20 protein-coding genes and 1 riboswitch are annotated in these 19,676 nt (G+C 39.8%); of the genes, 12 read left to right on the plus strand and 8 right to left on the minus strand.

Translation table 11 applies throughout. The features are described 5' to 3' along the window. Nucleotides 1–33: 33 nt before the first annotated feature. Entirely contained in the window at nucleotides 34–195 is a 162-nt protein-coding gene (locus C6W21_RS19230) for a hypothetical protein (protein ID WP_223249574.1), read from the minus strand. Nucleotides 196–357: 162 nt separating this feature from the next. Here C6W21_RS19230 and C6W21_RS10350 point away from each other — a divergent pair, with 162 nt between their 5' ends. The 6 genes from C6W21_RS10350 to C6W21_RS10370 all read left to right on the plus strand — a co-directional run bounded on the left by C6W21_RS10350 (nucleotide 358) and on the right by C6W21_RS10370 (nucleotide 5,787). After that, the gene (locus C6W21_RS10350; RefSeq protein WP_106050299.1) at nucleotides 358–1,593 is read left to right on the plus strand and encodes a TerD family protein; all 1,236 of its coding nucleotides are present in this window, start codon (nucleotides 358–360) and stop codon (nucleotides 1,591–1,593) included. Nucleotides 1,594–1,756: 163 nt separating this feature from the next. Continuing rightward, nucleotides 1,757–3,370, plus strand: a complete 1,614-nt coding sequence (locus C6W21_RS10355) for a T7SS effector LXG polymorphic toxin (RefSeq protein WP_106050300.1) — start codon at nucleotides 1,757–1,759, stop codon at nucleotides 3,368–3,370. 19 nt (nucleotides 3,371–3,389) lie between these two features. Next, nucleotides 3,390–3,725, plus strand: coding sequence for a tRNA-Val4 (locus C6W21_RS10360; RefSeq protein WP_106050301.1), 336 nt, complete (start codon nucleotides 3,390–3,392; stop codon nucleotides 3,723–3,725). 192 nt (nucleotides 3,726–3,917) lie between these two features. Then, nucleotides 3,918–4,199, plus strand: coding sequence for a YxiF family protein (locus C6W21_RS19560; protein WP_486187524.1), 282 nt, complete (start codon nucleotides 3,918–3,920; stop codon nucleotides 4,197–4,199). Between the two features lie 20 nt (nucleotides 4,200–4,219). Beyond that, nucleotides 4,220–4,273, plus strand: a complete 54-nt coding sequence (locus C6W21_RS19565) for a hypothetical protein (protein ID WP_486187525.1) — start codon at nucleotides 4,220–4,222, stop codon at nucleotides 4,271–4,273. 320 nt (nucleotides 4,274–4,593) lie between these two features. Beyond that, nucleotides 4,594–5,787 carry an MFS transporter gene (locus C6W21_RS10370; RefSeq protein ID WP_106050302.1) on the plus strand — a complete coding sequence of 398 codons (1,194 nt, stop codon included), beginning with the start codon at nucleotides 4,594–4,596 and terminating at the stop codon, nucleotides 5,785–5,787. A 39-nt stretch (nucleotides 5,788–5,826) separates the two neighbouring features. On the opposite strand, the gene C6W21_RS10375 is transcribed toward C6W21_RS10370, so the two are convergent. The 3 genes from C6W21_RS10375 to C6W21_RS10385 form a co-directional block, all read right to left on the minus strand. Further along, entirely contained in the window at nucleotides 5,827–6,729 is a 903-nt protein-coding gene (locus C6W21_RS10375) for a quinate/shikimate dehydrogenase (RefSeq protein WP_106050303.1), read from the minus strand. 18 nt (nucleotides 6,730–6,747) lie between these two features. Continuing rightward, complete coding sequence (locus tag C6W21_RS10380) at nucleotides 6,748–7,929, minus strand: MFS transporter (RefSeq protein WP_106050304.1); 1,182 nt, start codon at nucleotides 7,927–7,929, stop codon at nucleotides 6,748–6,750. 433 nt (nucleotides 7,930–8,362) lie between these two features. After that, nucleotides 8,363–9,385, minus strand: coding sequence for a LacI family DNA-binding transcriptional regulator (locus tag C6W21_RS10385; RefSeq protein ID WP_106050305.1), 1,023 nt, complete (start codon nucleotides 9,383–9,385; stop codon nucleotides 8,363–8,365). 258 nt (nucleotides 9,386–9,643) lie between these two features. Then, nucleotides 9,644–9,723: riboswitch (glycine riboswitch) on the plus strand. 162 nt (nucleotides 9,724–9,885) lie between these two features. Between C6W21_RS10385 and C6W21_RS10390 the strand changes: the two genes are divergently transcribed. Continuing rightward, complete coding sequence (locus tag C6W21_RS10390; protein ID WP_106050306.1) at nucleotides 9,886–11,232, plus strand: amino acid permease; 1,347 nt, start codon at nucleotides 9,886–9,888, stop codon at nucleotides 11,230–11,232. Nucleotides 11,233–11,280: 48 nt separating this feature from the next. Here C6W21_RS10390 and C6W21_RS10395 read toward each other — a convergent pair whose 3' ends face one another. Further along, nucleotides 11,281–11,961, minus strand: a complete 681-nt coding sequence (locus C6W21_RS10395) for a DUF3169 family protein (RefSeq protein WP_106050307.1) — start codon at nucleotides 11,959–11,961, stop codon at nucleotides 11,281–11,283. Further along, entirely contained in the window at nucleotides 11,958–12,164 is a 207-nt protein-coding gene (locus C6W21_RS10400) for a helix-turn-helix transcriptional regulator (RefSeq protein ID WP_034323321.1), read from the minus strand. The genes C6W21_RS10395 and C6W21_RS10400 overlap by 4 nt, the downstream gene beginning before the upstream one ends. A gap of 170 nt (nucleotides 12,165–12,334) precedes the next feature. Here C6W21_RS10400 and C6W21_RS10405 point away from each other — a divergent pair, with 170 nt between their 5' ends. Next, nucleotides 12,335–12,958 carry an NUDIX hydrolase gene (locus C6W21_RS10405; protein ID WP_106050308.1) on the plus strand — a complete coding sequence of 208 codons (624 nt, stop codon included), beginning with the start codon at nucleotides 12,335–12,337 and terminating at the stop codon, nucleotides 12,956–12,958. Nucleotides 12,959–12,969: 11 nt separating this feature from the next. Here the strand turns inward: C6W21_RS10405 and C6W21_RS10410 are convergent, their stop codons facing one another. Together C6W21_RS10410 and C6W21_RS10415 are read right to left on the minus strand one after the other, a co-directional pair. Then, nucleotides 12,970–13,452: a DUF4188 domain-containing protein gene (locus tag C6W21_RS10410; protein WP_106050309.1), complete on the minus strand. Its 483-nt coding sequence runs from the start codon at nucleotides 13,450–13,452 to the stop codon at nucleotides 12,970–12,972. 4 nt (nucleotides 13,453–13,456) lie between these two features. After that, nucleotides 13,457–14,008 (minus strand): PadR family transcriptional regulator, encoded by a 552-nt coding sequence (locus C6W21_RS10415; RefSeq protein ID WP_106050310.1) that lies wholly within the window; start codon nucleotides 14,006–14,008, stop codon nucleotides 13,457–13,459. Nucleotides 14,009–14,196: 188 nt separating this feature from the next. Here C6W21_RS10415 and C6W21_RS10420 point away from each other — a divergent pair, with 188 nt between their 5' ends. From C6W21_RS10420 to C6W21_RS10435, 4 genes are all read left to right on the plus strand, one after another. Further along, complete coding sequence (locus tag C6W21_RS10420; RefSeq protein ID WP_142392852.1) at nucleotides 14,197–15,093, plus strand: hypothetical protein; 897 nt, start codon at nucleotides 14,197–14,199, stop codon at nucleotides 15,091–15,093. A gap of 307 nt (nucleotides 15,094–15,400) precedes the next feature. Further along, nucleotides 15,401–17,257, plus strand: a complete 1,857-nt coding sequence (locus tag C6W21_RS10425) for a beta-glucoside-specific PTS transporter subunit IIABC (RefSeq protein ID WP_106050312.1) — start codon at nucleotides 15,401–15,403, stop codon at nucleotides 17,255–17,257. A gap of 4 nt (nucleotides 17,258–17,261) precedes the next feature. Then, complete coding sequence (locus C6W21_RS10430) at nucleotides 17,262–18,728, plus strand: glycoside hydrolase family 1 protein (protein WP_106050313.1); 1,467 nt, start codon at nucleotides 17,262–17,264, stop codon at nucleotides 18,726–18,728. 30 nt (nucleotides 18,729–18,758) lie between these two features. After that, the gene (locus tag C6W21_RS10435) at nucleotides 18,759–19,607 is read left to right on the plus strand and encodes a PRD domain-containing protein (protein ID WP_106050314.1); all 849 of its coding nucleotides are present in this window, start codon (nucleotides 18,759–18,761) and stop codon (nucleotides 19,605–19,607) included. Nucleotides 19,608–19,676: the final 69 nt, after the last annotated feature.

Below are 19,676 nucleotides of genomic sequence, written 5' to 3' on the forward strand. Positions count from 1 at the left end.
CGGATGAGCGTGGTAAATGCTTGTTCGGGTTTTTCATCGTTTATGTTTTAATAGAGCCTGAATACAAAGAAAAAAGAGGGTAATGGCGACAAAATAGTTCATTGGATTCTGAAAGATCTCAATGTTCAAGGATATTTGAAGAAGAATCCAAAGGCCGAATATCACCATAACAGCAGGAATGATTCTTTTATACACATTGATTCTCCTTATAAGAGTAGTCTATCTTTTAGTTGGCATTGTCTCATATCTTTGCAGAGGTTGAAAAGAGATAAAGATATTAATAGGTTCTATTACATGATTTGGTATAATTGATCTATAAAAATGATAAATGGTAGATAAAGTATAGGAGTTGTTGAAATGAATCAAACACTGCAAATGGGAGCCAATACCGTACTAAGTTCTCCAAAGGGGCATGTATCCATCAGCTATGAAGTGTCATCTGCAATTGATATTTCTTTAACGGCGTTTCTTTTAACAGATTCAGATCAGGTTGAAGGAGATCATGGCATTATTTTTTACAATCAACCAGAGAGTGCTTCGGGTGCAGCGTCACTTTTACCAGCAGAGGTATCAGGTCAGTTGAAAAGGCATCAATTGAATTTTGATATGAGCAAAGTGCCTGCTGGAATCACAAAGATGGCTATTACATTAACAGAAGATCAAGGAACGGGCTTTTCTCAAGTGAAGAATTTGCAAGCAGAAATTCGTACAGGTGACGAGGTGTTTTATCTAACACCAGTAAACTTTACAAATGAAAAGGGCATTGTCGTAGTAGAGCTATATATAAGAAATGGTGACACGAAAGCACGCTCAATCTGGCGTGGTTTCGATTCTGGACTGGAAGGTCTATGCAAGCTTTATGGTGTGGAGGTTGAACCTGATGAACAGGATATTTCTACACCTCAAATGGCTCCTGAAAAACAACCAATTGAAGACCCTGCTCAAACGAAGACAACTGCTAAAGAGAAAGTCGCTGCACCTATCAGTTTAGAGAAAGTTCAGGGTAAAATTAGTCTAGACAAAGGTCATAAACCGATCATAATCGAGAAAACGCCTGAGATCACAGCTACAGTATCCTGGGAGTCCGGCACCGATTATGATATTTATGCATTGGTCTACACAAAGTCAGGAAAGCAAATAGATGTGGCTATGTTTGGTGCGAAAGGAATTCCTGCTCTCAAAAGTTACGGCAGCGGAGCTGTTGAGCATATGGGAGATGTCGGTAGAGACCATGAATCAATGAAAACAGAAGTTATTAAACTACGGTTAAATGACGATATCCTTGCTGTCGTTCCGGTTGTTTATTCTGCCCAATCAAACGGAACAGGTTCCTTTTATAGATATAGAGTATCTATGAGTATCGATAATCATCAAGGAACGTCTGTGACGATTCATGCCAAACATGCCAATGACAATGATCGTATTTATTCTTGTGTGCCAGGTATACTTCAAAATACAAATGATGGTGTGATCATCCGCCCACTTGAGCTTTACAGCAAACCAAACTCTGAGCGCAGACCTAAATTAAAAATGAAGTCTTCTAATGAAATTGAGGTTTTGATGGATAAAGGACCTGTCAATGATTATAAATAATACGAATGTATGGCTAGACAGAGCAAAGCGCATTGTCTAGCTTATTTTTTAGCCCGTTAAATAGTGAGTCTATTCCATTTTTTAAGTCAATTAGCCTATTTTTCCGTTTTGGTGGACACGGTAAAATAGACTTTATGATCAATAATGGAGGGAGTGACTTCTTCTGGGCAAGATACTTGATACAAAAGCACTAACAAGTGCCACGGACACAAGGGCAAAACACTATCAGGAACTCCGTGAACAAATGGTAGATTTAAAAAAGGCACTACAAGGTGTGGCGAATCTCGGTGATGATTTCACTGGAAAAGGCGCCGACAACATTAAAAGCTTTTATAAAGAGCTGGCTGGAAATGTGGACATGTTTATCAGCTTCATTGATAAGCAAAAAGCGTTCCATGAAGGTGTTTCTGGGACACTCGATGATACAAGCTTTGGCGGCGATACCTTTGTAGAAGAACACTTTTTAGACAACGCTGTACATATGGGCATCAAGAATGCCAAAAGCATTGTAAAGGATCAAAAAAAGGCACTCAAAACGATTTTTCAAGACATCGACGACCTCATTTTTCTAGAGGTATTTGACAGCAAAACCTTTGATGAAAAGATCGCAGATGCCGAAGACGAACGAAAAAAGACGGTTAAAGATTTAATAGAACTTGATCAAAATTTAAAAGATGAATATGCTTTGTCAGAAACGGAGCAGCAAGCTACAATGGCATTGTACGCAGAAATGATGAATGCGACAAATGATGGAAAAGCCATTTCGCCTATGAATTTTGACAAGAAAGCGTATCAAAATAGCGAAATCTACAAGGCAAAAAGCGATATTGAGAAACAAACTTCTGAATATCTCAAAATTAAAAAAGAACAAGAAGAAGCACGCGAGATCGCAAAGGAACAAGAAGCACTCGCCAACCGTCCTTGGTATGAAAAAGCGCTCGATTATGGCGGAAATATCGTCAATGAATTGACAGGCGTGAACGATGCAAAACGTGCTGCAACGGGCATTGATCCAATCACAGGCGAGGAACTCACCTCAGGACAGCGAGTCGCCGCAGGCGGCATGGCAGCAGCCGGCTACATCCCTATCGTCGGCTGGGCAGGACGTATTTTCAAAGGTGGAAAAGCCGTCTACAAAACCACCCAAGCCACATCAGCCGCAGTCAGAGCAGTCGACATTTACAAGTCATCGCAAAAGTCCTTTGACACCTTAAAAACATCTCAAAAAGGCTTATATGGTCTCACCGCCACCAACGGCTTCAGCGAAGCGATTACGGGTCGAGATATGTTTGGTAATAAGGTCTCGAAAGAACAGCAGGAAGCGAGTATGAATGCGGCACTGGGGATGCTTTTGCCGTTTGGGGCGAAAGGGTTTCATGGAAAGTTGGGAATTAAGGATGCTGAAAAGTATGATACCCATACAATGAAGCACATTTATCATGGCGAAATTAACAAACGGGGAAAAGCAGTTGGTTATCATCATGAAAGTATGCAAGGTGGTAAGATTATTCCAGGAAGTGAAAGTTTACCTGATAAAAACGGAATTTATAGAGCTAAAGTTGAAATTGATGGGATTGAAAAAGTAGCTAAATCAAGTTTCTTTCCCAAGGAATGGAACCGTGTTGATGTGTTAAAAGCTATCGATGAAGCTTACCAAAATAAACAACAGGTAGGTCCTAATAAATTTAAAGGTGTAACATCATCAGGAATTAAAATAGAGATGTATCTAAAAAAAGATGGGTCAATAGCTACAGCATATCCACTATATAAAAAATAATAGAAGGTGATTAACTAATATGAGGTATTCATATGAATTTAAGGAAGACCAATTTGGCGATTTAGCTATAATACTACCAGAAGAAATAAGTATTTTCTCAGATTTTATACAAGATATTTCAACAGAAGAAGAAGTGGATGAGTATATAGGTTATATTCAAAATGTTATAGATGGAGTATATGAAAACTTTGAAATTACATTGAATGCTACAAGTGTCAGTATCAAAAAAGATGAGACAATAGTTGAACATCATTATAGGATTGAAGAACCTCATATAAATAAAATCGAAACGAAGGAGTTCATAGAGCTGTTGTTAATTTGGAAAAAGAAAATACCAGAAATATTTGAAGAGTAAATCTCATTATTGGCGATTAGAAATCTTAGATGTTTGAATATAAAAAGAGTAAGGTAGCCCTAAAAAAGTGACTTCTATGAATAATAACCAAAAAACAAAAATCGAAACCTTAAAAAGAAAAAGCAGAAGAAAGCCCTTAATGAACGAATTAAACTTCTAGAACACCCATCTTTAGATATCGAAGAAAATCAATTGTTTTGTCAGAAGGTATTTACTTTCCTTCAATCGAGAGAAGATAAAATTCAAATACACGGAAACCACTATCGAGAGCATATTGAGAAGTCTACACACATGTTAAAGGAAATGGTCAGCCAGGTGAAAGTAACTCCTACACAAGGTAGATTAATATTTTTTCGAGAGCATGAAATTGAAGCGGTTTTATTGAACTTGAATAAAGTTTTTAGCCATTTAAACCAGCTTCTTGAGCAAACGAAATTTTTAAGTGGATACGGAGATTTTATTTTAGTCGCATAGGTTTTCGTTTTGGTTTATGCATAAAGAGAACGGAATATTATTACGAGTTTAGTACGTGGGGGCTAATATCATGAATTTATTTATGATGCCTCCAAAACGACAATGATTAAAAACTATATCCATTATTCATAATCCCTCTGCATTTCCCAGGGAATATTCGCTACAGCATTTCCCTCAAATTTAAGCAATTCACTATCATTACCTTTCACATTCATATAAAATAAGACCTAGTGAAAAATTGAAGAGATGCTTGATAAATGAAGGGCATGTAGGCTGTGAGCTGCATGAGATGTTTAAACGTGAAGGTTGCGAAGCTGTCCCTCCTCACGAAAGATCTTGTAATTTTAACCATTATTTGTCACTTCATTGCAATGGTGTTGAGGGGTGTGTCAGCATGAGAAATCCGTATTTGAGAACGGCTTCTAGTCTTTATATCAATTATTTTTTATTAGGTATGGTCAATATTATTTTGGCCTCAAATATGCCATTTTTAATCAAACAGTTAGATACCAATAGTGCAGGAATTAGTTATATGATTGCAGCGCTCGGCATTGGCAGGGTGCTGACGTATGGTCTATCGGGCGTGCTGTCAGATCGTTTTGGGCGAAAGCCGGTCATTTTGGTTTCGGGGGTGCTGATGGCGGTGTTTCTCATCGGAATCCCATTGTCTCCGAATTATCAAATTGCGTTTACGTTTGCGATTTTGGCAGGGGTGGCGAATTCGGCGATGGATGCAGGAACGTATCCAGCGTTAATGGAGGCTTTTCCTCAAAACTCGGGATCTGCGAATGTGATGGTGAAGGCCTTTATCTCGATTGGGGCAACCATTTTGCCACTGGCGATTTTCTTTTTAGCAGAGCATGATTTGTTTTATGGAATGGCATTTTTTGTTCCCGCTCTGATCTATCTTGTGAATGTCTTGATGCTGTGGAGCTTGCCATTTCCGAATCATCGCAAGGTGGAGCAAGTCCAGGTAACGGAGCATGACGGACTTCCGCGCTTCTCGACAGAGCCTACGTTTTGGAGAGAAGGGATTGCACTCATTGTGATCAGCTTTACGTCAAATGGGCTGTATGCGTTGCCGCAAATTTGGCTGCCTACGTACGGTGAGGCCATATTAGGGATGGCTTCAGGGAGTGCTGTGAAGCTGCTTAGTTACTATAGCATGGGCGGGCTGCTGTCTGTCTTATTGCTCGCATTTCTTTTGCGACGTTTTGTCCGTCCAGTCACTGTGCTGCTGATCTATCCAATCATTACACTTGTCTCCATCTGTGTCCTATTGGTCGTGAAATCCCCAGTCATCGGAACCGTCAATGCCTTTGTATTGGGATTCTCCACAGCCGGTGTTTTTCAGCTGACGTTAACGGTGATGGCTGAATTCTTCTGGAAGAACAAAGGAACGATGACAGGGATTATTTCCACAGCCGGCGGGGTGTCAGCTATTGTCATTCCGGTCGTAACAGGTTTAATTGAAAGTCACTCGACCATTTTACAAATCTTTCTGTTCGATGCGATGGTGGCAGTTGTCGCCATTATTGGTGCACTGTATATTCTGTATCGATACCGCCAAATCATGGTCCATGAATAAAAAAGACGACCTCCGCTCAGGAAGTCGTCTTTCTTTTGTTTAGAAACGGTCATTTTCAAAAAGAATTTGTTTCACTTGATCAACTGGCATATCTTCACCAGTAAAGAGTTTGTAAGCAAGTGCCCCTTGCCATAACATCATGCCAAGACCGTTAATGGTTTTGGCGCCAGCCTCCTGTGCTTGCGCAAGAAGCTTTGTTTTTTGCGGGTTGTATACGACGTCTGTCACGATTAAATCTTCACGCAGGACATCAAGCGTATCATCGATGATGCTGAGCTGATCTAGTGGTTTCATGCCAAGGCTTGTCCCATTTGCTAAGATGGCACTTTCAGCTACTTCACGGCGGAACGCTTCTTTGTCTTCAAGTGGGAAAATGTTTGCTTTCACACCGAATGATGTCATTTCTTCGTTGATGTAAGTCACATTTTCTTCCGCTTGAACAAAGTATTGATCATTACGAGCAAAAATACTAATTTCACGAATACCTGATTGTGCAAGCTGAATGGCAATCGGTGTTGCAGCTCCGCCAGATCCGACTAGTGTGACCTTTTGTCCAGCTAATTCAACGCCATGTTCAATCAAGTTTCTCACGTAACCAAGACCATCTGTGTTGTAGCCAATCAGTTTGCCATCTTTGTTTACGACGGTGTTACTTGCACGTGTGTATTTTGCAGAATCATCTAGTTCATCTAAGTAGTCTAGCACTTTCATTTTGTTCGGCATAGAAACGTTAAACCCAGCTGCACCCATTGCTTTCATACCGTTGACAGCTGCTTCTAGTTCCTCATTCCCTACTTCAAATGCGAGGTAAGCGTAGTTGATCCCTGTTAGTGTATAGCCAAGGTTATGCATACGTGGTGACAGGCTGTGTCCGATTGGTGTAGCAAGAAGGCCTACTAATTTTGTTTTTCCATCAATATTACGTTCATGTATGTTTGTCATGATTGACATCTCCTTTAATTATCTAAACAATTTTTTCATGCGTCCAAGAACAAAGATTGCTAACAATACGCTAATAACCGCAATGATCATATCGAAAAATAACGTCATTTTAATATCGTACGTGCTGACCAACCCACTTGTAATGAGCGGCACAAGAATAAACGCTGAGCTTGCCGCAATGTTGACGTATGATGAAGCCGTTGCTTTGTTTGTAGGGAATAATTTCATCATAATACTCATCGCCAGCTGGAAGATCCCTGCTGTAAATAATCCTAAGAAAAAGGTGCTGACAATGACAATGCTATACGTTTCAATTTGAAATAGTGAAAGCATGGCAAGAAATGCTCCAACTGGATAAATGATTGCGACCATAATCGGCGAAATGAATTTATCTAATACAATTGAGAGCAGTAGAACTGACACAAGGGCACCAATACTAAAATAAGAAAGAAGCTGTGTCGCTTGTCCTGCGCCAAGCCCAATCAATTTCAATCCGAGCTGTGGAAGCCACGTTTGCCATACGACAAACAATGCAGTAGACGTGAATCCCATGAGCACGACGGCTAAGCCTTCACCCAACATTTTAGGTTCTTCCTTCATTTGTTCCTGCACTGGAAGGTCATCTTGTGAAGAGACTTGCTTATGGTTCGGGAACGGCATAAAGATCAAGTAAATCCCTACAAGTAAATAAAGAAGTCCTAGTCCAAAGAACGCCCAGCCCCAGAAGATGTCATGTGCAATAAGGAACGCCAAGATAAATGGAAGAACAGTCGCTCCAATTGAAACGGACGCCTTCACTAAAACAGAAGCTGAACTTGCCTTTTTAGGAAACGATTCTGTCAAAGCAGGATATGTTCCCGAATCAAGTAATGAGTTTGCAATCCCAGCTGAAATCGCAAAGATAAAAGCCAGTGTATAATTCGTTGTCGTTGGAATACCGATTAAGAATAATAAGTAAAGAAAGTTTCCTGTAATAATGACAGGCTTACGTCCCCAGCGGTCTGCTAACCGGCCAGAGAAAAAGAGAGCAATCAGTTTACCAATTCCGATCGCCGATACAAGCAAGCTGATTTTCGTAATATCCACATGGTAGCGTTCAGATAAGCTATCCATATTGGACGCTACAATGATATTGATCATGCCGAGCATGAAGTAATTTAAATACATGCCGAGTGACGATTTAATATAAGGATTTTTCATGTTCCCACTCCTATATTTGCAACCCTTTTAGGGTTAAATTCTTTGTATGTCGGTTGTTCTTTCTATGAATGTACATAAAGCCCATCACAACACCCCTTATGTGATTGATGAAAAAATAATGAATATTCATCTGTTCTTCAATTAAGTACATCGTTCTACTAAAATATAAAAATAAAAATAGCCTTGATGAGAAAGTGAATCTTCATAATTTGATCAGAATCAGAAAATCCCACTTTTAACTGATGTTGAATAAAAACAACGATACACAGAAAAAGGTATAACGATATACTAAAAGAAGCAACGAGATAAATATACTCCTGTGTTTAAAATGTGTCAAGTTTATGACTTTGTGATTTAAAAAAAGAAAAATGAAACAAAGAAATGATTGACTTGCTCAATAAAAAAAGAGAATTGCTGTACACAATTCTCCTTTTCACGATGAGGTAGAGGTTTCTCTGATATGAAGTTGAGGTTTTAAGATCAATCGCTGCAGCTCTTCATCCTGCCCGTTCATTTTATGATATAAAAGGTTCGCTGCTTTTACCCCGATGGACCGTGGGAATGAAGACACAGTGGTGAGCGGTGGGTGATACATTTCCGCTTCAGGGATGTTATCGAATCCAACTACATCGATATCTTCACCAGGCTTGATGTCACGTGATGTCAGTCCTTGAATGACCCCAAACGCAACTAAGTCACTAAAACAAAAAATAGCTGTAGGAGGTTCGGGCTGATCGATGACTTGGGCGAGTGCTTCTTTCCCGCCTTCACGAGTCGGTTCCATATCAATAATAAGAGATTCATCAATTGTTAGGTTTGCCTCATCGTGGGCTCTTTTGAACCCTTTCATTCGGTCGATCCAAGTCGAGGAGGCCTTGATGCCGCCTAAAAAGGCAATGCGCCGATGTCCCTTTTGAAGAAGATGATGGACCGCCATCCAAGTGCCTTGTTCATAATCAGCGCCGACATAGTCACAATGCACATCCGCTAATTCACGATTTGCCAATACTTTTGGGGTGCGAATTTGATTTAATTGTTTGACCGTCCGAGCAGAGCTTTTCGAAGCTGGGTTTAAAATGATCCCGCCAACTCGGTGCTCTACCATGGTAGAAATGAGCCGTTCCTGCTTATCGACACTGTCAAAGGTTGTCCCAAGTAAAACGGTATAGCCCAGTGATTCAAGTGTGGTTTGCACGCCGATTAAAAACTCAGAAATAAACGTGTTTGAAATATCCGTGACAATCACACCTACAATATTTGAACTTTTTGACCGCATGTTAGCAGCGACGCGGTCATACACGTATCCTAATTCCTCCATAGATTGCAGGACCTTTTTTCGAGTGACTTCAGAGATTCTTGGGTTGTTTCGAACAACGAGTGAGGCCGTTGAAGTCGATACACCGGCATGACGGGCGACTTCCTGTAATGTGACACGCTGTTTGTTCATTTTTTTCATTTATCTTCACCAACTTCAATGGATTGCCTAACTTGGTTCATGGTCAGGATGGAATTCTCCATCAAACGAGCCGAACATCTTTTGATTTATTATACCTTAATGAGGGGTGTTGATGAAGTGTAGTCAGCTAGAGTGACAGAAATCAAAGATTTCCATTGACAGCTTTCTTCTAGAGGCGTAAAATATGAAATTATTCAGAAATAGCAACATTTTAAGTAAATAACGAAGGCTATGATTGCTGTGGGTCACACTATGGCAGGAGCAGCTTCTGGAGAGACCGCATGTATGTGCGGCGCCGAAGGGTTCACAATCTCAGGCAAAAGGACAGAAGAGTACGAAATATTGTATTTGTAATGCATGGATGACGCCGTGTATTGCTTTTCTCTATTTTGCTATTCTTTTATGACCGTGAGATTGGAGCGCATCCAATCTCTTTTTTTATGGACTTTTTGAGGGTTCATTATTTCAGTATAAGATCGTGTCGTAGGAGGGCGTTAGCATTGGAACAACAAGAATTAAAACGAGATTTATCAAACCGCCATGTTCAGTTGATTGCAATTGGCGGAACCATTGGAACAGGGCTGTTTTTAGGCTCTGGAAAGGCCATTCAATTGGCAGGTCCATCGATCATTTTTGCTTATTTAATTGTCGGAATGGCGATCTTTTTTGTCATGAGGGCACTTGGTGAATTGCTTTTATCGAAGACAGGCTATCAGTCATTAACCGATATTGCAGAGGACTACCTTGGTCCGTGGGCTTCCTTTGTGACAGGGTGGACGTATTGGTTTTGCTGGATTATGACCGCGATGGCGGATGTCATTGCAGTCGGAGTGTATGTGCAGTATTGGTTTGACATCCCGCAATGGATTCCTGCTATCATTTGTTTGTTGATTTTACTAGGGTTTAATTTATTAACGGTGAAGCTTTTCGGAGAAATGGAATTTTGGTTTGCACTCATTAAAGTGATTACGATTCTATTATTGATCGGCGTTGGAATTGTCCTTTTAATTATTGGTTTTCAAACAGATGCAGGTCCAGTGACGGTAACAAATCTTTGGTCACACGGCGGACTATTCCCTCATGGTGTCACAGGCTTCTTACTGTCATTCCAGATGGTGATTTTTGCGTATGTGGGAGTGGAACTGGTCGGTGTGTCCGCAGCAGAAACAGCCAATCCGCAAAAAAATATCCCGTCTGCGATTAATAAAATTCCATTAAGAATACTATTTTTCTATGTGGGTGCCATTTTTGTCTTGTTATGTATCAACCCATGGACTGAGCTCAGTCCATCAGAAAGTTCTTTTGTAAAAACCTTTGGACTGATTGGAATCCCGGTAGCAGCGGGACTCATTAATTTTGTTGTCCTGACGTCTGCGGCTTCTGCTTGTAATAGCGGTATGTTCTCAACGAGCCGAATTCTGTATAATCTCAGTCATCAAAAACAGGGACCATCTTCCTTTGGCCGTCTGAACAAGCACGCTGTTCCAAGTAATGCACTATTCGTTTCAACGATTGTGGTATCGGTCGGTGCTCTTTTAAGCAAGCTGATTCCGGAACAAGCCTTTGGTATTGTCACAACCATCAGCGCTATTTGTTTCATTTGGGTATGGAGTATTATTTTAATTTGTCATTTGAAATATAAAAAAACACAGCCTGAACTGCATGCAGCATCTACCTTTAAAGCACCGTTCACACCTTTTGTGAATATTTGTGTTCTAGTGCTCTTCGCTGCCATTCTTGTGATCATGCTGTTTGCGGATGCAACACGTCCGGCACTCTTATTAACACCGGTTTGGTTTGGTTTCTTATTATTGATTTATGCACGAAAGAAACGCCGTGCGTCATAATGGACGGAAAAAAGCACAGCCTTTGCATTAGGTTGTGCTTTTGTTCGTTTAACGATTTCTAATCTTCAACATATAATTTGCATTCAAAATAATCAAAACAAGTCCAATCACTATGATCGAGAAGAGCTGAGAGTGATTGGCGCCGAGGGAATACACAATCAAAATAAACATGGCACCGATCAATAGGATATTCATCAATTGATACGTATGAAACAGCCCTCCCAGCATCACATGCTTTTCACCTTCGTCCGAAATAGCGAGCAGCTTTTTACTATAATCTTTGTCAGTGGGGCTTGGTAGGTCGCGATTAGGGTAGACAAGCTTTAGAACGGATATCGCTACATAAGAACTAATAATGGTGACGATAAATAAAGCAACATTGACCAGAATCAGCCAAATAGGCTGTTCGGTAACGATAGCCATACCGATGGCAATAATGGATAAAATGGTACTCACCGTATTGGATAAAGACACATCATTAAAGGTACGAGACTGTTTTGCTTCCAGTTCATCCTCTTCATCTCCAGATACTGAAAGAGATACTCTTTTTTTCATACGTGAAATCCCTGAAAAACAATAAACAATCAATAGAATCGTCAATCCACTGAAGACAAGAGTCGCTTCGAATGCAATATCAAGAAGTGTCATTTCAAATTCGGCAGCCAGCAGACAGTAAGCGCCGAGAAAGCCAAGGAGAGCACCTAAGAGCATTTTGTATACAGTTTTCATGTGAGTTCATCCTCCTCGAATAGAAAAATACGTTCAATGGGTTCCTGAAAAATTCGTGAAAGCTTAACAGCAAGCAAAAGAGACGGCATTAGTTCATCTCGTTCCATTAAGCTGATGGTCTGACGAGAAACCTTTGCACGCTTGGCAAGCTCAGTTTGGTTCAACCCATCACGCGCACGAAGCTCTTTTAGCCGATTTTTCATTCTGTCACCTCAACTTTGATTGAAATCTTTCTTTGATTGTAAAGTATTATATTCAATTTGACAAGTTTAGTTGTCAAATTGATAAAAATAATTGTCAGAAAGATCATCTTTAATCAAAAGGTGAACCATGATACGCTAAAGGAAAGAGAAACAGAAAACAGGTGATGTCCGTGTTCATTGACCAATTAAAAAATGACTTACTTCAATCACAACCGTTATTTATTGGAGAAGAGACAGCGTTCAAAGCTGCGGTCCTTGTTCCTTTGGTGCAATTAAACGGGGAATGGCATATTTTATTTGAGGTGCGATCGCTGACCATGAGAAAACAGCCGGGTGATATTAGCTTCCCTGGTGGCAAACTCGATGGCAGCGAAACGGCACAGGAAGCTGCACTGCGAGAAACACATGAAGAGCTGGGCATTCCGCCAGAATCGGTGGAGATTCTTGGACAGCTCAGTCCTTACATTGCTTCTCCATCCTTCGTGGTCTACCCATATGTCGGTATCATTGATGTACAAAAAGTGAAACACTCCTTCAATCAAGAAGAAGTAGAAGAGACCTTTACCGTGCCTCTATCATGGCTCAGCCAATATGAGCCGTACTTACATCATGTATCCGTTCAGCCAACACCTGCTGACGATTTTCCTTATGAAAAAATCATGAATGGTGAGAAGTACCACTGGGGGAGCCGTTCGATAGAGGAATGGTTTTATGATTATGAAAACTATACCATTTGGGGATTAACAGCCCGCATATTAAAGCATTTTGTGACCGTTGCAAAAAGAAATTCCTAGAGATTCGCGCTCTAGGAATTTGTTGTTTTCAGCCGTTCTTTCGCTGTTTGTTTTCCTTTACCAATTGGAATAGGAGCTCTCGCTTGGCTCAGTCCGTAGGAAGGCATGTTCACATAGACGGATTCATACGAGCCGGCTTGAATTTGATAGGTTTCATGATAAATGCCCACTGCGTCATTGTTCTGTGCTCTCTGATGAAAGTTCTTCCAAGCCGCCAAATGTTTCTCCATCTTCGCATAGGCAAGGAGGTCATCTGTTGACTTCCAATATTGGATCATGGCTGTCGTGCGTAAACCGAAGTAATTTTCTGTCCCGAGGAAACCAAGCTCGTCTTGATGGGTATACAGTTCTTTGATCATGCCAGGCATCGCCATGAACACAGGCAGCCATTGATGAACCGCCCAGCGTTTGTTGATCCGCATGCCGATGATAAACACAACAATCGAGTCAGAATTCTCTGTTGTAAACCTGCCAGCACGTATGTATTTTTTCATTCATTTACCCTTCCTTCTTCATCAAATGGGATGTTTCCAAGCACCAATCAATTCCTGCTTGAGCCACTCTTTTTCCGTAATCTAAAGTAAACAGCCAATACTTCGCATCCGCTTCATCTGGATAAAGCTCTTGAATGTTTTCTTCAATCGAAACATAGGTCTCATAACGGATACGAAGCTGCCTTTCATAATCCTGTAGAAGCACCAGCTTTTTCTCAAACGAAAGATATTGACCGAAGAATAATTTTAATAACACTTCATTTCGTTCTGCTGGTAACTGATCGAGCGGCTTCGCCAGCCATTGTCTTAACGTGTCCAGCCCTTTTTCAGTCAGATGATATTCCCGCTTGTCGGAGCGGCCAGTCGTAGAAGCAGGTGAAACCTCAGCAAGTCCTTCCTCGACTATAAACTTTAAAGCAGGATAGATTTGTCCATAACTAATTTTCCAAAAATGATGCAAGCTCTTATCAATTAATTGCTTCACTTCATACCCTGACTTACAATCTGTCGTTAAAATACCTAAAATCGCATACGTCGTATCATTGTATTTTTTCATATCAGCACACCTATCTAAAAGATATATCAATTAGATATATAATAAATTTGAAATGAATAAAAAGCAAGAAAATAATAATTATAGTTTTATATTTTTAAAATACAGGAGATAAATCATAAATATGGTAATATATACTTGATGTGTAAAGTGCTTGCGCATCTATTCATAAAAGAATGGAGGGTGTACAAATGAAGTTGAGGAACATAGGAATATTGTTCATGATTGTTGCACTATTGATTGGTGTTGGAAGTTTTGGAGGAAACAAAGCATCTGCTAAAAAAGAATCACTGAATCAATCTTATGCATATGCCTATAAAACAAAGGACAATGTCAGTTGGCTGAAGGTGACTGAAAAGAAAGGCAAGGTCACGGGTTACCTAAACGGTAAGGGTGTTAAGGTTGATCCAATTGAACCTTTTATGGTGAAAACAAAATACAAACTAACGGGGAAAACCACGAAAAAAGGATACAAACTTAAAATCCAACAAAAGAAGAAAACAATCGTATATGACATTTATTTTTCTGGAAAAGACCTCATGGTCAAAAAGCAAGGGGCAAAGAAAAGTAAACGATATCAAGCTGTTGATGAGAAGAAATTAAAAGAATACAAAAAAGCCATTGATAAGCGCTATGATGAGTACGTGGATACAGCAGAAGACCGTTACTATGAGATCATAGGGAAATACACAGACAATTTAAATAAAGCCTACGGCTATTTGTATACAGCAAAAAACAATTCATATCAAATTTTCCTTGATATCGAAGAAGCCGTTTTTGAAGGGGATTTTTCAGGGGCTATTACAATCTCCAAAGCCACAGGGAAGAAAAGTAAGCCATTGAAAAAAGAAAAATATCAAGCAGTTGGAATCACAGGTTTTAAAAACTTTTGGGTATATCCCACACCAAAAATAAAGGGTGGCCTGTCTAAGATGATAGGATCATCTGATATAGAAGCTTCCTATATTGAGTTACCGTTTTGGAAAAAGAATGAAAAAATGAAGCTAAAAGCTGTGAATAAGAAACAATATCAAAAGCAAGTAGAAGCATTTAAAAAAGCCGCAAAGAAAAAAGCAAAGAAAAAATAAAGATAACAATCAAGTCAGATAGGACATATGAGACTATCTGACTTTTTTGATTTAAATGTCCTCTAAAGTAAAATGAGGTCGTTTTGATGACATTAGACTTATAAAAAAATGTTTAATTCAATAAATATATGTTGACGCTTACATTAACTCAATATATACTAAAATCAAATCCAATATTGATAAATTAGACATGTGACTGGTCATGCAGGCAGGATCTAAAAACGATGAATTTCTTTAATTTGTCGTTTTAGGTCCTTTTTTTATTACCAAAATATAGGTCTCATGTATGAGAAAAGGGGGAGAAGAAATGGATTACACACAGGTTGCCAAAGACGTTTTACAGCATGTAGGTGGCAAAGAAAACATCGCGCACCTTGAGCACTGTTCAACAAGACTTCGCTTCACACTAATTGATCAGAAAAAAGCAGATGTACCAGCACTAGAAAAAACACCAGGTGTCATAGCTGTCAGAATGTCAGGACAATGCCAAGTGGTCATTGGGAATGACGTGATTGAAGTGTATCAAAAGATAACAAAATTAATGGGCGGCAGCTCGTCTGGTCAAGACGTGCCATCCAATCAGCCAAAAGAAAAAAGAAAAGCAGGCACAGTTCTGTTAGATTTCATTGTAGGTGTCTTCCAGCCGCTTGTTCCAGCTATCGCAGGCGGAGGGATTTTAAAATCATTTCTTCTCCTTTTCTCTTTATTAGGCTGGATGGATGCAAAGGGCCAAACCTATCAAATACTGAACATGGTAGGGGACGCACCTCTTTACTTCCTGCCTTTACTAGTCGCTGTAACGACTGCCAATAAACTAAAAGTAAACCCACTGGTCGCATTATCAGCAGTCGGTGCGCTCCTTCTTCCAAACATGACGGCCATGCTTACTGAAGGTGCGCAATTGATGTCATTCGACGTAAAAAATATAGCTTATGCGTATCAAGTGTTTCCAGCAATCCTTTCTGTATTGCTTTACGCTCAAATGGAAAAATTCTTTACACGATTTTCACCAAAACCAATTCGGATTTTCTTTGTCCCAATGATGTCATTGGTCATTACTGTACCAGTTACGTTACTTCTATTAGGACCGATTGGTTTTACAGCAGGACAAGGTTTTTCCTCCATTATTCTTGCAATGTTTAATACAGTAGGCTGGGTAGCTGTCGCAATTTTAGCAGCAGTCCTTCCATTCATGGTCGCGTCAGGTATGCACAAAGCAATGGTCCCTTATGCAGTCACAACGATGGGGAACCTTGGGAAAGAAGCACTTTATTTACCAGCATCACTTGCGCATAATATTGCAGAAAGTGGAGCGTGTTTCGCTGTGGCACTACGCACAAAAGACAAGGTACTCAGATCAACAGCCATTTCGGCAGGGATTTCAGCATTTTTTGGTATCACAGAGCCTGCTTTGTATGGTGTGACACTTCAAAATAAGCGAGTCCTTGGAAGTGTCATGATTGGTTCGTTTGTTGGCGGGATCTTCATTGGATTAGTTGGTATACAAGCCTTTGTACTTGTTGGCCCTGGATTAGCAAGTATGTCGATGTTTATATCAGATGAGCTCCCGCGAAATCTGATGTTTGCTGTCATTGGAGCAGTCATTTCGTTTATTGTCGCTTTTATCGCTGCTTTTGTATTAGGTAAGGATAAAACAGTAGAAGAGACAATTGACCAAGCTGCATTTGCTGAACAAATTGGAGCAGGTGAAACATTCAAAAGCCCTGTAATTGGTCAAATGATCTCTCTATCTGAAGTAAAAGATGATATTTTCTCTTCAAAGGTCATGGGAGAAGGAATTGCCATTGTACCTTCAAAAGGAGCGCTTTATGCACCAGTTGATGGCGAGGTGACCTTGCTGTTCGAAACACATCACGCACTTGGTATGAAAACGGACCAAGGGGTTGAAGTATTATTCCACATTGGCATCGATACCGTTCAGCTGGAAGGACAGTATTTTCATCCAAAAGTGCAGGCAGGAGAACGTGTTCAAGCAGGAGATTTACTGATTGAATTTGATGTAGAAAAAATCATAGCAGCAGGTTATGATCCAGTTACACTTGCTGTAATCACAAATACAGATCAATATGATATAAAGGTACAGCCATTACAAGAGGTCAATCGTCAAGATACATTGATGGTTGTCACACAATTAGGAGGCTAATCATATGACAACAATTAAAGGTTTTCCAAAAGGATTTTTATGGGGCGGCGCCATTGCCGCCAACCAGGCAGAAGGCGCCTGGAATATAGATGGAAAGGGACCATCAGTTGCAGATATTGCAATGTATCGTTCCAATTTAAGTGTAGAAGATTATGAAGGACATCTTGCTGTGACTTCTGAAAATATAGATCGTGCAATAAAAGATCCAGACGATAAAAAGTACCCAAAACGAAGAGGTATTGATTTCTATCATCACTATAAAGAGGATTTGGCTCTATTTGCTGAAATGGGCTTTAAAACACTTCGCATTTCTATTGCGTGGAGTCGGATCTTCCCTACTGGAGAAGAAGCTGAACCGAATGAAAAAGGGTTGCAATTTTATGATCGTGTATTTGCCGAAATGAAAAAACTCAACATAGAACCGATTGTGACACTCTCTCATTATGAAATGCCTTTAGCCCTTAGCGTGAAATATAACGGCTGGGTTGAAAGAAAAGTGGTCGATCTCTTTGTGAAATTCGCCAATGTTTGTTTCGAACGTTATCAACATGATGTGAAATATTGGCTCACCTTTAATGAAATTGATAGTATACACCGCCACTCATTCATTACTGCAGGAATTATTCCTGATCGTTGCCCAGAAGGAAAAGTAGAAGAGACGGTGTATCAAGCGCTTCATCATCAATTTGTCGCATCTGCTCTTGTAACAGCAGATTGTCATCGTATTATCCCAGGCAGCCAGGTGGGGTGTATGCTGACAAAATTGACAACGTATCCGCATACGTGTCACCCGAATGATGTGGAACAAGCCTTGAAACAAAACATAGAAAACTATTTCTATGCAGATGTTCAGGTGTTTGGCGAATATCCGCCACTGATTACACGTATGCTTGAGAGAAAAAATATTCATATTCATATGGAAGCAGATGATCTCACCATTCTAAAAGAAAACACAGTAGACTTTATCTCATTTAGCTACTATATGTCTTTAACTGAATCAGCCCAAGAAGGGTTAGAACAGACAGAAGGGAATACGATTCGTGGAGTCAAAAACCCTTATCTGCCTTCAACTGACTGGGGCTGGCAAATTGATCCGGTTGGTCTGAAAATTTCTTTAATCGAATTGTATGATCGCTATCAAAAACCTCTTATCATTGTCGAAAATGGAATGGGTGCAAAGGATGTAGTTGAAAGTGATGGCTCTATCCATGACGACTATCGGATTAACTATTTTAAAGAGCATTTCCGTCAGATGAGAGAAGCGATTGAAGAAGGCGTCGATCTCTTTGGATATACGAGCTGGGGCTCAATTGATATTATTAGTGCAGGTACATCACAAATGTCAAAACGCTATGGCTTCATTCACGTAGATCAAGATGACGATGGGAATGGGACATTAAAACGATCTCGAAAAGACTCATTTTATTGGTATCAAAAAGTCATTGAGACAAATGGTGAATCGCTTGATTGAACACCACAATCATGAAAACAGGTGATGACGATGTTTAAAATCAAAAAAGTTTTAAACTCGAGTGTGGTCCTGGCTGAAGATCAGAACCAACAGGAGATGGTTTTGTTTGGCCGAGGGATTGGCTATGGACAGAAACCGGGCCAAATGATAGAAGAGAAAAAAGCGGACCAAGTCTTTATGTCAGTCGATAACATGAGAGCAAAAGAATTTCTTCAACTGTTAGATTCAATGCCTCAAGAGTTTATCGATTTAACTCAGCGCATCGTCCAATATGCAGAAAAACGGTTAAATGCAAATCTAAATTCAGGTGTTTATTTTACCTTAATGGATCATTTGAATTTTGCTGTCGAACGATATAAAAAGAATATTAATATTACGAATCGCGTGTACTGGGAAATCAAAAATTATTATACTGAAGAATTTGAAGTAGGGAAGTACGCACTTGAGTTAGTCAATGATACATTGGGCATACAATTACCAAAAGAAGAAGCCGCCAATATTGCCTTTCACTTAATTAATGCATTAGGTGAAGAATCCGATTCAAAAGATGGCATGAAATATGCCAAAATGATCGGGAGTATTGTCAATCTTGTGCGCTATACATTGAATATGAAAATGGACCAAGAGAATATTCATTACAGTCGGTTCATTACACATGTGAAGTTCTTTGTAGAAAGGTTTTATGCAAATAAATTACTCTCAGATCAAGAAAATGAGTTGTTTGAACAAATTGCACACTTGTATCCTCAGGCGATGGATGTTGCTTTTAAAATCAAAGATTATATTAAACAGGTGCATAGTATCGTCATTCCTAATGATGAGCTTACTTATCTTGCGGTACATATACACCGCCTCATGTCTTATCAGCAATTAAAATAATGGTGGAACCACTTGCCTTGAGATCAGGTAAGTGGTTCTTTGCTATGACCAATTTTTATATTAAGTTCC

Source organism: Bacillus sp. NMCN1 (assembly GCF_002998085.1).
Taxonomy (GTDB): Bacteria; Bacillota; Bacilli; order Bacillales; family Bacillaceae; genus Bacillus.

Coding starts and splice junctions, on each gene's coding strand:
- C6W21_RS10350 (WP_106050299.1), top strand. CDS start 358: ATGAATCAAACACTGCAAATGGGAGCCAATACCGTACTAAGTTCTCCA.
- C6W21_RS10360 (WP_106050301.1), top strand. CDS start 3,390: ATGAGGTATTCATATGAATTTAAGGAAGACCAATTTGGCGATTTAGCT.
- C6W21_RS10370 (WP_106050302.1), top strand. CDS start 4,594: ATGAGAAATCCGTATTTGAGAACGGCTTCTAGTCTTTATATCAATTAT.
- C6W21_RS10375 (WP_106050303.1), bottom strand. CDS start 6,729: ATGACAAACATACATGAACGTAATATTGATGGAAAAACAAAATTAGTA.
- C6W21_RS10380 (WP_106050304.1), bottom strand. CDS start 7,929: ATGAAAAATCCTTATATTAAATCGTCACTCGGCATGTATTTAAATTAC.
- C6W21_RS10385 (WP_106050305.1), bottom strand. CDS start 9,385: ATGAAAAAAATGAACAAACAGCGTGTCACATTACAGGAAGTCGCCCGT.
- C6W21_RS10395 (WP_106050307.1), bottom strand. CDS start 11,961: ATGAAAACTGTATACAAAATGCTCTTAGGTGCTCTCCTTGGCTTTCTC.
- C6W21_RS10400 (WP_034323321.1), bottom strand. CDS start 12,164: ATGAAAAATCGGCTAAAAGAGCTTCGTGCGCGTGATGGGTTGAACCAA.
- C6W21_RS10410 (WP_106050309.1), bottom strand. CDS start 13,452: ATGAAAAAATACATACGTGCTGGCAGGTTTACAACAGAGAATTCTGAC.
- C6W21_RS10415 (WP_106050310.1), bottom strand. CDS start 14,008: ATGAAAAAATACAATGATACGACGTATGCGATTTTAGGTATTTTAACG.
- C6W21_RS10420 (WP_142392852.1), top strand. CDS start 14,197: ATGAAGTTGAGGAACATAGGAATATTGTTCATGATTGTTGCACTATTG.
- C6W21_RS10425 (WP_106050312.1), top strand. CDS start 15,401: ATGGATTACACACAGGTTGCCAAAGACGTTTTACAGCATGTAGGTGGC.
- C6W21_RS10430 (WP_106050313.1), top strand. CDS start 17,262: ATGACAACAATTAAAGGTTTTCCAAAAGGATTTTTATGGGGCGGCGCC.
- C6W21_RS10435 (WP_106050314.1), top strand. CDS start 18,759: ATGTTTAAAATCAAAAAAGTTTTAAACTCGAGTGTGGTCCTGGCTGAA.